The sequence below is a fragment of the Thalassospira indica genome (assembly GCF_003403095.1).
Taxonomy (GTDB): Bacteria; Pseudomonadota; Alphaproteobacteria; order Rhodospirillales; family Thalassospiraceae; genus Thalassospira; species Thalassospira indica.
Window position 1 is genome coordinate 1,075,595 of sequence record NZ_CP031555.1, and the last position, 13,060, is coordinate 1,088,654.

The window sequence follows — 13,060 nt, forward strand, 5'->3', positions numbered from 1 at the left end:
GACGAGAAACGGGTGAGGGGAACCTCCGTCATCCCCGCGCAGGCGGGGATCTCGTGTTGCTTGCCCTGAACGCGCTATCGAATTCTGTCCGCCAATCGCGTCATAAGGTCCATGCGCTCATGGAAAATCGCCACGACCAGTGCGGGCGCATTTTCGCGCGGAAGACAAAAGACGTAATGTTGCGCGCAGCGCACCATCCGAAGATTTGGAAAAAGTTCGCTCATGTCATGGAATGAACCACGTCCGGCGGCAAGGTCATCAATGCCCTTTTCCAGCGTGGCGACATAGCGCCGCACTTGTTCTGGGCCCCATTCCTTGTTGGTATAGCGAATGATCCCGCGCAGATCGGCTTCTGCCTCTGCGCTAAGGATATACCCCGTCACGCGGGCTTCTCGCTCAGTTCTTCATCAAGGATTTCAGCGATGCTTTTGGCAGACACCTTCCCTGCAACCCCATCGTGGATACGGTTTTCAAGCAAGGTTTTCAGCTCCATCCATGCCTTATCAGCATTGGTATCGTCCGGGAATAACCGTTCGAGTGCGTATTGCTTGATGGTCTTGCCCTGCAAGGCGGCCATCGCCTTCAGGCTTTGATGCTGCTGGTCGGTGATGTCGATCGTCAAGCGGCTCATAGGGCAATCTCCCAACAAATGTACAAACCCACATTACCACATATATGGGTTTATTGCTATTGCGTGGTCCTATTGATTGAATGGACGTTTTCCATCGATGTAGGCCATTATTTGTCCCGCGCAGCAAAAATCCGCCCGATGGTATTAAGCAAAATCTGCGCTGCCAGAATGCTCGTCGATCCGGTGTGATCGTAATCCGGTGCCACTTCGACCAGATCAATACCGACAATATCGCCGCGCTTGGCAAGACCTGCGATGATTTCCAGCACGTCATAATACAGGAACCCGCCATGGCTTGGCGTGCCGGTGCCCGGCGCAATCGACGGATCAAACCCGTCAATATCAATCGTCAGGTAATACCGCTTCCCGGCCGGAATGCGTTCCAGCACACCCTCGACACCAAGCTTGCGAACTTGGCGGACGGACAGGATGTCGGAACCCTGTTCACGGGCATAGTCATAGCCCTCCTTGGCGGTCGAGGACACATTGCGAATGCCAAGTTGGGTCATGCCCGTCACCCACGGCTTTTCAATCGCACGGCGCATTGGGTTGCCATGACCATTGCGTACGCCGTGGCGCTCATCAACGAAATCCAGATGGGCGTCAAACTGCACGACATGCACGGGTTCCTGATCGGAAAAGGCATTGATGCAGGGAATATTGATCGAATGATCCCCGCCCAGAACCACGGGCAGGGCACCGGCGGCCAAAATCTTGCGCACGCCAAACTCGATATTGGCATGGCTGTTGATCGTGTCGGTATGGATGATATCGGCGTCCCCAATATCGACCATCCGGACTCCTTCAAGATAGGTCATGTCATCTTCATGGTCATAGGCCCCGGCATGGCCAAAGGCAAAAAGTGTCGATGCTTCGCGAATGCCGCGCGGCCCAAACCGCGCCCCTGATCGCCACTGGGTGCCAAAGTCAAACGGCGCACCAAGAATGGCAACATCGGCATCAATCGCATCCCAGTTCTCGACATAGGGGCTTTTGGAAAAAGTCGAAATCCCCACAAAAGGCAGGTTCAACCGCCCGCTGTTATAGCCATGTTCAGACATGAAAAATCCCCTGTCGAAAGTGGTGCGCGCAAACCACCACTCTAGGGGACGGGCCGCCTGTAATACAGCAAAACAATTCAGGTGCTTGGCAGCACTCACATCTTCAAAGCCGCCCTAATTTAAATCTCAATGCGGACAGCATTTGCACCCCGACGCGAAAAACGAACCTCATACGATACCTGCATTCCTTCTCGTATCTTATCCCAAGTCCTCGGGGCCGAGTTTGCTTCATTGGCGTAAATTCCTGTGGGGATGTCATTGTGGCTGACAAACAAATATGACTCTGTTCGTGAAAGGACTGCTCCGCTTAATCTAGGAATGATTTTTTCCACAGCATCGGGTGAAATCTGTGGGAACTTTCTATATGTACTTGGCGACAGCTTGTTGGCTGCTAGGAAAAGCTTCTCAGACTCCTCATGACGAGCCAGAGCGAACAAAATTTCAGCGTGAATGAACCTAGCCTCATAGTTCCTGTCTATGGTGTCATATGCGAGGCTCTGGTGCTGCTCAATCTTATTTAAATCGGTTGGGGCGTGTCTAAGAGTGAACTTTGCAATCGACGAATGAATTAGCTTACTTTCTGGGTAGATTTCCAGAGCTCTACTCAGTGTTTCTATCTCTTTTTCTGGTTCGTTAGCTTTCGCATATCCGTTGGCTAAACGTACCCATACAGTGTCACTGCGGGTTCCTTTGCGTATAGCTTTTTCAAGAGCGAAATTAGACTTCCTCACATCCGGAATTATTTGATGTAGTCTAGACTCGCACTCAAAAAAAGTCGCCTCGTCAGGGAATTGCTGTTGTGCATTTGCTAGGGCGACTTCGACGGCGACGATCTTATCGTTAATTTCTTCTTCGGGTACATCACTAGTAAGAGTATCGCTTAGTTCATCAATCAAAAGTTTGATGCTAGAGGAAGCTTTGTATTCATTATTACTACTTTTCAGTTCATTTAAGTGTTCTCTGCAAGTGTTCCTTAACTGCTTCTTTTCAATTGCCGAATTTGCTTCATTGGCCGACTTGCGTGCGACTTCTGCCTGCGTGTGAATTATGGTGGGATTGTTCGGTGCAAGTTTTCTGGCATGTTCAATTGCAGTTCTGGCCAGCACCGTATCTCCTGCGATGTGAGTAGACTCAAAAATCGCCCACTGTTGAAACACGAAAGCTTCCGGAGCAATTTCTGTTGCTTTTTTGTATATGTTTCTTACAGCAACTGGAGAGGACATGTTTTTTATTAAATTGTGTCCTTTAGTCAAAAGATCGAAAGCTAGTTTATCGGCTGTATAGCCTATGTCGAGAGCATCAAGCAGTCTCACCAAATTTTGAGACTTCTCGGTATCTGTCTCGCAAGCCCCTCTAAAAACTAAACTTGCAACTTTTGAGTGCCGCGCTGTGTAAATAACATCGCGAGTATAGTTGTCTTGGGTAGACTTGACGATATTTTCCAGTGGTAGGAAGAACTTTGCTTCATATTCTTTAAAGTCAATTCCAGAGAGGCGGCGTACGGTCCCAGCTCTAGCCCCTATGCCGAACTGGCTCATTGTGCAGATGCTCAAGTACAGATCGCGCGCCTCTTTAGGCTGTATTCTATTGTACTCATTTAAGATTATTTCTTCAAATCGCTTGCCTTGAGTTGCTTCGTGAAGCGCAACTAAGAGTTGCCTTTCTGCTTTATCTTCAAAGCGTTTTATTTTTTCTTCTTCAGTTAAGTCAACAAGAACACCCTCGCACTTGTGCTGTTTCAGTTTTTCAAGAAGTGCGAGTATTTCCTTTCTGGATAGGTAGCGAACCCGAAAATCTTCAGGATGAAATACATCAAGGTCACGGCAGTGGGTAAACCATTCACTGTCCGTTTCAGACGTTACGATCGTGATCGGTCTTCCATGATCAATTGATTTGGCAAGTACGGATTGGATGTTTGATTTGTGCTGTGAAGTCTTATCTACGCATATATATAGTCGATCATTTATAACCTCGGAAATTTCTTCAATCGCTTCCCAGCGCAGATGCCCAGCTTCATTCAAATATATAACGGGCTTATTCAAAGACGTTGCGAGCCCCCAAGCCGTTTGCTTGAGAGTGATAGTCTTTCCGTTACCCGCAGGACCTTTGAAAGCAAGTAAACGAGGTCGGTTGTTGTTTTCATCAACCTCTAGAATATTGAGAAGGCAGTCTTCTACGATTTTTCTTTCGATTGCTAGGTTCTGTAATATGCATCCAAAACCTGTATCAAATCCTTGGTAAAATAACTGTGGATCTTGCTGTTTATGCATCATGCCCGTTGATACAAAGCATACGTCGTTGTCGAGGTAGTTTATAGTACTGTCAGATAGTTCATTTTCATTTAAAATGAAATTGTATATTGGGTGTCTTTTTTCTTTTTCGCTAAAGTATATTTTACGTTTAATTTTAGGTATTTTTTCATCTATCGATTTCATAAAATTGATAAATGTTGAGTCTATCAATTTTACTTTTCTTTCAGACCAGTAATCTATCTCTACTTTGTTTGGATTTGGAGATATAATGTAAAATGTTCCGCGTGATTCAGAATTAGGAGATACTTTGCTTACAAGTTTTTTGATATGAGTATCTTTTAAGCTGTATCCACAGAATAAAAATATCGAGTCAAATGACTTGTCTTCAAGCCTGTCAAATAATCTAGTTCTATTTTTTTTAATTTCGTCATAACTGTCACCAGACAGTATTAGTGGTACGCTGTTGTCGAATGCATTGTCTAAGCATCCATGGAGTTTTAAGTACTCCACTGGTTTTTCAGTATTCCTTACCATTTCATTGATTGGTTCCGAATTTTTAACGATTCGGACTAAATTCTGAGAACAGTTTTTTTTATTATTTTGATATGCCTGCTCTAAAAGGGTGTCATAATTAGTTGTTGCAATAAGCCTCCAGTGGAACTCCGTTATGAGCTTATATGCCTCGCTTGGGACAAACTGCTTAAATTGTTCAACTATGAAGGCAGAGAATACTCCGTTTCCTGCTGCCTGAATTGCAAAGTCGGCTGCAGATTGTAAATCGTAATCTTTCGACTCACCGTTGAAGAAGTGGTCACAGATTGCGTCCCGGAGTGCGTTGGCGCTAGGAGGGTTATGTTTTGGGTTTTCTGGCGAGCTACATTCCATCGCGGCACCCGCACCGAGAAATAAAACGGCTCTCCTTGCTTCAATAGCAGCGAGCAGGCTCGCGGGAATGTCGGGCAGTTCATTTGCCATCAATAAATCCCTCAGAAACGTTGTTTGAAGCCCCGAGGCATGGGTGGCGACTGAGCCACCTAGGAGTTAGTGGGTATCTTTGACCAGAAGTCTCAATTGCTCTCAGGTAGTTTCTCGTAGCATATTAGCTTTTTTAGAATTTATTGGGAAAAAATACAATCTTGGATTGTTTTCAGTTCTGTTTAATGTTGAATTCGGTTGGATATCATTCTTCGTAGTATGTCGCGTTGATGGCAATCAAGTCTCGTTGATCAACCAATCAAGCAGCGTGGTGGTGGTATTGCTGACCGAGGCACCGGGCACCACCCAGTATCCGCGATCAGCGCGCGCCACTTCGCGGCCAACCGCAACGAGACTGCCTTGTTCAAGGTGATGATCAACCAGTCCGCGCCAGCCAAGTGCCACCCCCTGTTCGGCAAGGGCCGCCTGAATGACAAAGCCATAGGTATTGAGGCCAAGATCGCCCTGGGCGGGTTTGCGGTCAATTCCGTGATCGGCAAGCCAGCTTTCCCATGTCAGCCAACGTGACTTGCCGGCGACCTCCAGATGCAAAAGCGGGGCGCGGGCAAACTTCGCCGGATCGTCAAACGGACCATAGCGTTCCAGAAAGCCCGGTGTACAAACCGGCACTACCCGTTCCGGGATCAGAAGCCGTGCGGTATCGGGGAAATTGTCCGCCGCCCCGAACAGCATGGCGGCATCGGTTTCGCGTGCCATCGCATCATCAAGACCCTGGGATGCGATGATATGAACTTCGGCCTCGGGATGAAGACGGCGGAAATCGGTCACACGTGGCATCAGCCAAAAGGCGGCAAAACCGAAATCGGTAAAGATCCGCACTGCATGATCCTGCGTGGTGCGCCGGGTGTCCCGCGCAGCCTTGTCGATGCTCTCGACACTGGTTTTCACCGCCTCAAACAGGATTTCGCCCGCATCGGTCAATCGACTGCCGCCTTGCGATCGATGCAGCAGGGAAACACCCAGCTGATCCTCGACCCGCTTGATCTGATAGGTCACGGCAGGCTGGGTCAATCCCAGTTCATTGGCCGCCCGCGTCAGGCTGCCAAGCCGCCCAACCGCTTCAAAAATTCTCAGCCAGCCAATGTCGAGCGGTCTTTGCATTATAAAAATTCTTTATGGAAGTGATTAAAAAACACCGTGTTTCTTTGAGTATTGATTTGTGGATTTAATGGTGAAGGGTCAGGATTCATTCATTTGACTTGAATGGTCAATCAGATTTGTGCGGATACGCGGAGCGAAATCGCCGGAAGATAAGTATCTTTCAAGGTTTTGCGACAAAGTAGCCCGTGCAAATCCGATTGATCCGAAGGACAGAGATTATATTTGCGAACTCCGGCGTCAAAGCCCTAGGACGGGATACCAACCCGCCCAGCGGCCATTTCCTGGGATTTCACAAATATAATCTCTGTCATTCAAATCAAATGAATGGACCCTGACCCTCGCGAATTGCGTCAAGCGGAATAACAACAAGGCCCGATAAAACGCACCCGAAAAGGGGCACGGGGTTTTTGCTGGCGTGGATCGCATCAAACGACCCAGGGGTGCTTTCTTGTCAATACTGCCGTCCCGGTGATCGGCGGATTGCACCCTGTGAAGGAGTGCATAATAAATGACGTCCCCGAATATCCTGATCCTGATGGTCGACCAGTTGAACGGGACCCTGTTCCCGGATGGCCCTGCGGATTTTCTCCATACGCCCCACTTGCGCAAGCTCGCTGAACGTTCCGCGCGTTTTCGCAACTGCTATACGGCATCGCCTCTGTGCGCGCCGGGACGGGCGTCGTTTATGGCCGGTCAGCTGCCCAATCGCACGCGGGTCTATGACAATGCCGCCGAATTTGCCTCAGACATTCCAACCTATGCCCATCACTTGCGCCGCGCAGGCTATTACACCTGCCTGTCGGGCAAGATGCATTTCGTCGGCCCCGATCAGCTGCACGGGTTTGAAGAACGCCTGACCACCGATATCTATCCGGCCGATTTTGGCTGGACCCCGGATTATCGCAAGCCCGGCGAGCGCATCGACTGGTGGTATCATAACCTTGGCTCGGTCACCGGTGCCGGTGTGGCCGAGATTTCCAACCAGATGGAATATGATGACGAGGTTGCCTACAACGCGACGCACAAGATTTATGACCTGTCGCGCGGCCAGGATGAACGCCCGTGGTGCCTGACTGTCAGCTTCACCCATCCGCATGACCCTTATGTCGCGCGCAAGAAATTCTGGGACCTGTACGAAGACTGCCCGGAACTTGAACCCGATGTCGCACCGTTTGATTTCGATGATCAGGATCCGCATTCGCAGCGTCTGATGAAGGCCAGTGACTACACTGCCTTTGACATCAAAAACGAAGATGTCAGACGGTCCCGTCAGGCCTATTTCGCCAACATTTCCTATATTGATGACAAGGTCGGGCAGATCATGGAGGTGCTTGAAACCACCCGTCAGCTCGACAACACCATCATCATTTTTGTTTCCGATCATGGCGATATGCTGGGCGAACGCGGCCTGTGGTTCAAAATGAGCTTCTTTGAAGGCTCGGCGCGTGTGCCGCTGATGATGGCCGGGCCAAACATTACGCCGGGCCTTTATACCGATCCGGTTTCAAGCCTTGATGTCACCCCGACCGTGGCCGATCTTGCCGGCATTTCGATGGATGAAGTCGCCCCTTGGACCGATGGCATGTCGCTCTGTGGCATGCTGGCAGGCAAGGCCCGTACAGAACCGGTCCTGATGGAATATGCCGCCGAAGGGTCCTATGCCCCGCTGGTCTGCATCCGCGAAGGCAAATGGAAATACACCTATTGCACGCTCGATCCCGAACAGCTGTTTGACCTTGAAGCCGACCCCAGGGAACTCACCAACCTTGCAACCGATCCGGCGTGCGCCGACCAGCTTGAGGTCTTCCGTGCCCAGCGGGCCGCACGCTGGAATCTGGAGGCATTTGATTCTGCGGTCCGCGAAAGTCAGGCACGTCGCTGGATCGTTTACGAGGCGCTGCGCAACGGCTCCTACTTCCCGTGGGATTACCAGCCGCTGCAAAAGGCATCCGAACGCTATATGCGCAATCACATGGACCTCAACGAGGTCGAAGACAAGCAGCGCTTCCCGCGAGGGGAGTAAGAAGCAGCGTCGGCCAGCCATGTGGGACGGCGGGCCGGCGCTGCCTCAACTCTTGTGTAGCAAGAGCTGAAGAAAGGAAGACCAGAAGTGCCTATCAAAGCCGCCTTGCAGTCCGGCTCGGGTACGGACCGCATGTTTGATCAGTTTGTCGTTCGGGAGACCCCCGGCGCTGATCGGGAGGCATAAACAACGAAAAGTTGGGTACCCGAAACAGTGAGGTAATCATGGACGAAAAAATGAAGGTGGGCCCACTCGGGCCCTTCCCGCGGGTCAGTAAGCCGGTCTTTTCCGTCTCGGCAATCCTGATCGTCGGGTTCATCATATTCGGGGCGGTCTTTACCGAAACGGCAGGCGCGATCTTTACCGGCGCTCAGGCAATTATCGCCAGCTACTTTGGCTGGTTTCTGATCATCGTTGCCAATCTGGCCGTCGTGGTCAGTCTTTATCTTGCCATCGGTCCCTATGGCCGGGTGCGTCTGGGACGTCAGACTGACAAGCCGGAATATGGTCTGTTTTCGTGGACAGCGATGCTGTTTAGTGCCGGCATCGGCATCGGGTTGCTCTATTGGGGGGTCGCCGAACCGTTGTATCACTATTTCGCGCCACCCATGGCCGAACCCGAAAGCATTGAGGCCGCCGAACAGGCGATGACGATTTCGTTCCTGCATTGGGGCATCCATGGTTGGGCACTTTATTGCATTGTCGGCCTGTCACTGGCCTATTTCCATTACCGCAAGGGCCTGCCGCTTTCGATCCGCTCCGCCCTGTATCCGATCATTGGTGAACGGATCTATGGCACCTGGGGCCACGTCGTAGACATCCTTGCGGTGTTTGGCACCATGTTTGGCATTGTCACCACCCTTGGTCTTGGCGTGATGCAAATCAGTTCTGGTCTGAATACGTTGTTTGGCATTCCTGATACGGTGCCGGTTCAGATCGTGTTGATTGCCATCATTACCCTGTTTGCGACCATTTCGGTCATGGCGGGCCTTGATGGCGGGATCAAGCGGATCAGTAACCTCAACATACAGCTCAGCTTTGTGTTGCTGGCCTTTGTTCTGTTCTTTGGTCCGACGCTTTTCGTCCTCGACAGCTTCGTTGAAAATGTCGGCAACTATGTCAGCAATCTGGTCCAGATCAGTCTCTGGAGCGAAGCCTACACTGACAGCAACTGGCAGGCAGGCTGGACGATCTTCTATTGGGCCTGGTGGGTGTCGTGGTCACCGTTTGTCGGCATCTTTATCGCCCGCATTTCGCGGGGCCGTACGGTGCGTGAATTCACCCTCGGTGTATTGTTTATCCCGGTCTTCATTCTGTTCTTCTGGTTCACCGCCTTTGGCGGGGCTGCGATCCATATGGAAATGATTGGCGATCCCGGTTTGATCGAGGCCACCAAGGCCAGTTATGGCAGCGCGATCTTCAAGTTGCTGGAATTCATGCCGCTGACCAAATTTGTCACTACTGTTGTGATCGTGATGATCGTGATCTGGTTTGTCACGTCATCTGACAGTGGGTCCTTTGTCATCGACATGCTGACCGCCGGTGGCGATGCCGATCCGCCCCGTATTCAACGTCTGTTCTGGGCAACGACGGAAGGCGTGATTGCTGCCGTCCTGCTGGTGGCAGGCGGGCTGTCGGCCTTGCAGGCCGCAGCTGTGGTGGCGGGCTTCCCGTTTGCCGCGGTCATTCTGGTCATGATGTATGGGCTGTTGCGTGGTCTTGGCCGCGACTCACTCGTGCTCTATCGCTACAAGCAGTGGTACGAGACCGAACATGAGGCCGACCATAATCTGCCTGACGCCTATGTCGACGAAGACGAACTCCCCGACGTTCACCCGGGGCCTTCGATCACATCACCAAGGCATGCTGAATAGGCGCGCCGAAGACTTCCGGTGACGATCAAACACAAAAACGGACGGATGGCACACGCCATCCGTCCGTTGCTTTGATGGTGTTTAGGCCATCCTGGTCGGTCTTATGCTGCACGCTGGTGGTGCGTGCCTTCGCTGACTTCCTCGACGATTTTACTGACAAATACATCAAGGTCGTTGGGCGAACGCGACGTCACAATGCCGTCTTCGCAGACCACGGCCTCGTCGCGCCACAGTGCACCGGCATTCAGCATATCGGTCTTGATCGATGCAAATGACGTTGCGTGGCGATCACGCAGTGCACCGGCTTCAATCAGAAGCCACGGGCCATGGCAAATGGCAGCGACCGGTTTGCCCGATGCGACGAACTCGCGCACCAGACTGACAGACGCTTCGTCATTACGCAGCAGGTCAGGGTTGATCTGCCCGCCCGGGATGACCAGCGCGTCATAGTCTTTGATATCGACATCTTTGACCTCGACATCGACATCGACCGTATCGCCCCAGTCACTTTTATCCCAGCTTTTGATCGGCTCGGATTTGGGGGATGCGATTTTGACGTCGGCCCCGTGGTTTGACAATTTTTCAAGCGGAACACGCAGTTCAGACCGTTCATAGCCATCGGTGGCAAGAATCAGAATCTTTGCGGTATCAATCGCAGGCATAATGTCGCTCCTTTCATTGGTGTCGGGCATTACACCTTTCAAACGGCTGCGACCTGCTCTCGTTCCAAATTTTAATGTGATCATTTTGTGGCAAGGGCGCAGAAGCGCCGTGAAACGTCGAGTTTCCCCTGCGCAATCGATAGCGCGTCAGCATGCTTTTTAATTGTATGAGGATTTATGTGTCGCCTTGTCAGGGGGCTGGCTGGTTGCCGATTAAAGGTCGTCGAAACCCAGATATCCGTCTGAAAAACAGGCGGTTTCTAATCCTCATATTTAATAGGGTCGGATTAATGGGGGCTGCCGAAGGAACCAGCTCAGTTTGACGGGGTCGTTTTTTCGGGCGCCATTTGGTCTTCTGCCGCGTTCAGGATGCGCCAGTCTTTCACCTGTTCATTGATGATGCCGCTATTGGTTAGGCACTGGTGAATGAACCCGTTGGCATGCAGCGCATTTATCCCGCTATTTAAGGCCCCAACGATCTTGTCTGCGTCCGGCAGATGGCGCGATATCATGAAATGCTGGCTTGCGGGCAAGGTCACCTTGACGCCGGGCACCGGATACAGGCGGATCCCCTCAACTTCGCGCACCATCGCCGGCGTGCTGGAAAATTCCAGCAACGTAAAATCGGCGCGATTGGCATTGATCATTGCATACATTTGTTGCTTGGTGGCTGCACTGGTCAGGCTTGCAGGCGCCAGGCTTTCAAGCACGTCCCAATCCAGACGCCAGGTGCGGATCGATACCGCACTCATGTTATGCACATTCGAAATCGGCTTGTTATCGCTCAGCGTCAAATTGTCCTCGCGGACATAGATGCCTTTCTCGACAGCGCCCCGGCGCAGGATTGGCGCTGATTTCAGCGCTTCCGGGTCGGCATCAATATTGAAATCCCAGTCCGATTTGATATCGGCAAAGCCTTCGCTGACCATCATGCGGCTGCGTTCGGAATTGGGCGATGGCACCACCTCTACCCTCGCGGCAAGCCCGCCCGCCTGCAGGGCTTTCTCCAGAATGGAATACATCACAAGCGACGTGCTGTTGGGCCTGTATGCAAGACAGGACCGGCAATCCGGGTTGTTGTCATTCTGGCAGGAAAGAACCGCATCGAACTCGGCTTCGCGCACGGGGAAGCGAATATCGACGGTCTCTGTGGCGTTTGCGGGGACGCTTCTAAAAGCAGCCAGCGCGCAAAGCGTAAAGCTCAGGGCGACAAAAATGCCAAATCTGGCTTTGTCTGTCGACCTGGTGGCAAAGGTCTTGGGGCTCATGCGGTGGTCCGGTGACGATGGTTGTGTTCACGACCGCCAATATGTGAGAACGCGCACATGTGATTTCATCCTTTGTGAGGTGAAATTTTTAACACGAAACAAAAATCCCAACAAAAATACCCCGGCCATGATGACCGGGGTATTCTTCAAAAAATGTGAATAATCGATCTGATTATTCAAAAAAAATCACTCAGCGGCAACCGCGGTATTTTCGCCGCGTACCAGCGCCATATAGTCTTCCATCATGGTCTTGCAGACCTGACCCGGGGTGAAGCTATATTGCCCGATTTCCGCCACCGGCGTGACCTCGGCCGCGGTACCGGTCAGGAAGCATTCTTCAAAGCCTTCCATTTCCTCTGGCATGATCGCGCGTTCAATCACCTCATAGCCGCGCGCCTTGGCAAGGCCAATGACAGTACGGCGGGTAATGCCATCCAGGAAGCAATCTGGCTTCGGCGTATGGATCTGGCCATCCTTGATGAAGAAGACGTTGGCACCGGTCGCCTCGGCAACCTGACCACGGTAATCAAGCATCAGGGCATCTGCATAGCCTTTGCGCTCTGCCTCGTGCTTGGACAGGGTGCAGATCATGTAAAGACCGGCAGCCTTGGCATTGGTCGGTGCGGTGTTCGGGGCCGGGCGGGCCCATTTCGACAGATCAAGACGAATGCCCTTAAGGCGTTCTTCGGGCTTGAAATAGCTCGGCCATTCCCAGCAGGCAATCGCCACATTGATGCGCGTGGTCTGGGCCGAAACGCCCATCATTTCGCTGCCGCGCCAGGCAATACGGCGGATATAGCCATCGGTAATGTCGTTCGCTGCCAGCGTTTCGATGACGGCATCATCGAGTTCCGCGGCGCTATAGGGGATTTTCATGTCCAGGATTTCGCCGGATTTGATCAGGCGTTCACCATGCTCGGCCAGCTTGAAGACCTTGCCGTTATAGGAACGTTCGCCCTCAAAAACCGCACTCCCGTAATGGACAGCGTGGCTCAGCACATGCAAAGTGCTTTCACGCCATGGTTTAAGTTCACCATTATACCAGATATAACCATCACGGTTATCAAAGGTCGGAGCTGTCATTTGCCAAATTCCATTTCAAGAACGTTCCTGGACGTAACTTTATGTCCTTATTTGTCTGGTCGGGGTAACATTCATAGATTAATGTGTCAATATAACTGACATAACGGAT

At 51.6% G+C, this 13,060-nt stretch carries 10 protein-coding genes; 2 read left to right on the forward strand and 8 right to left on the reverse strand.

Translation table 11 applies throughout. The features are described 5' to 3' along the window. Positions 1–74 precede the first annotated feature (74 nt). The 5 genes from DY252_RS05145 to DY252_RS05165 all read right to left on the reverse strand — a co-directional run bounded on the left by DY252_RS05145 (position 75) and on the right by DY252_RS05165 (position 6,041). On the reverse strand, positions 75–383 hold the full coding sequence (locus DY252_RS05145; protein ID WP_064787386.1) for a type II toxin-antitoxin system RelE/ParE family toxin: 309 nt from the start codon (positions 381–383) through the stop codon (positions 75–77). Then, complete coding sequence (locus DY252_RS05150; protein WP_064787385.1) at positions 380–631, reverse strand: antitoxin; 252 nt, start codon at positions 629–631, stop codon at positions 380–382. Before DY252_RS05150 ends, DY252_RS05145 begins: the two co-directional genes overlap by 4 nt. 107 nt (positions 632–738) lie before the next feature. Then, complete coding sequence (gene speB / locus DY252_RS05155; RefSeq protein WP_064787384.1) at positions 739–1,692, reverse strand: agmatinase; 954 nt, start codon at positions 1,690–1,692, stop codon at positions 739–741. 119 nt (positions 1,693–1,811) lie between these two features. After that, positions 1,812–4,919, reverse strand: coding sequence for an SIR2 family NAD-dependent protein deacylase (locus DY252_RS05160; protein ID WP_064787383.1), 3,108 nt, complete (start codon positions 4,917–4,919; stop codon positions 1,812–1,814). Between the two features lie 237 nt (positions 4,920–5,156). Next, the gene (locus tag DY252_RS05165; RefSeq protein WP_082923326.1) at positions 5,157–6,041 is read right to left on the reverse strand and encodes a choline sulfate utilization transcriptional regulator; all 885 of its coding nucleotides are present in this window, start codon (positions 6,039–6,041) and stop codon (positions 5,157–5,159) included. A gap of 508 nt (positions 6,042–6,549) precedes the next feature. Between DY252_RS05165 and betC the strand changes: the two genes are divergently transcribed. Both betC and DY252_RS05175 read left to right on the forward strand, forming a co-directional pair. Continuing rightward, positions 6,550–8,064, forward strand: a complete 1,515-nt coding sequence (gene betC, locus DY252_RS05170; RefSeq protein WP_064787381.1) for a choline-sulfatase — start codon at positions 6,550–6,552, stop codon at positions 8,062–8,064. Positions 8,065–8,288: 224 nt separating this feature from the next. Further along, positions 8,289–9,938, forward strand: a complete 1,650-nt coding sequence (locus tag DY252_RS05175; RefSeq protein WP_064787380.1) for a BCCT family transporter — start codon at positions 8,289–8,291, stop codon at positions 9,936–9,938. 101 nt (positions 9,939–10,039) lie between these two features. Here DY252_RS05175 and DY252_RS05180 read toward each other — a convergent pair whose 3' ends face one another. The 3 genes from DY252_RS05180 to DY252_RS05190 form a co-directional block, all read right to left on the reverse strand. Next, positions 10,040–10,600, reverse strand: coding sequence for a type 1 glutamine amidotransferase domain-containing protein (locus tag DY252_RS05180; protein WP_064788224.1), 561 nt, complete (start codon positions 10,598–10,600; stop codon positions 10,040–10,042). A 314-nt stretch (positions 10,601–10,914) separates the two neighbouring features. Further along, positions 10,915–11,868 carry a hypothetical protein gene (locus tag DY252_RS05185; RefSeq protein WP_064787379.1) on the reverse strand — a complete coding sequence of 318 codons (954 nt, stop codon included), beginning with the start codon at positions 11,866–11,868 and terminating at the stop codon, positions 10,915–10,917. 186 nt (positions 11,869–12,054) lie between these two features. After that, positions 12,055–12,951 (reverse strand): branched-chain amino acid aminotransferase, encoded by an 897-nt coding sequence (locus DY252_RS05190; RefSeq protein ID WP_064787378.1) that lies wholly within the window; start codon positions 12,949–12,951, stop codon positions 12,055–12,057. Positions 12,952–13,060: the final 109 nt, after the last annotated feature.

Excerpts from the sequence above, each read along its gene's own strand:
- DY252_RS05150 (WP_064787385.1), bottom strand. The coding sequence starts at position 631 with ATGAGCCGCTTGACGATCGACATCACCGACCAGCAGCATCAAAGCCTG.
- speB (WP_064787384.1), bottom strand. The coding sequence starts at position 1,692 with ATGTCTGAACATGGCTATAACAGCGGGCGGTTGAACCTGCCTTTTGTG.
- DY252_RS05160 (WP_064787383.1), bottom strand. The coding sequence starts at position 4,919 with ATGGCAAATGAACTGCCCGACATTCCCGCGAGCCTGCTCGCTGCTATT.
- DY252_RS05165 (WP_082923326.1), bottom strand. The coding sequence starts at position 6,041 with ATGCAAAGACCGCTCGACATTGGCTGGCTGAGAATTTTTGAAGCGGTT.
- betC (WP_064787381.1), top strand. The coding sequence starts at position 6,550 with ATGACGTCCCCGAATATCCTGATCCTGATGGTCGACCAGTTGAACGGG.
- DY252_RS05175 (WP_064787380.1), top strand. The coding sequence starts at position 8,289 with ATGGACGAAAAAATGAAGGTGGGCCCACTCGGGCCCTTCCCGCGGGTC.
- DY252_RS05180 (WP_064788224.1), bottom strand. The coding sequence starts at position 10,600 with ATGCCTGCGATTGATACCGCAAAGATTCTGATTCTTGCCACCGATGGC.
- DY252_RS05185 (WP_064787379.1), bottom strand. The coding sequence starts at position 11,868 with ATGAGCCCCAAGACCTTTGCCACCAGGTCGACAGACAAAGCCAGATTT.
- DY252_RS05190 (WP_064787378.1), bottom strand. The coding sequence starts at position 12,951 with ATGACAGCTCCGACCTTTGATAACCGTGATGGTTATATCTGGTATAAT.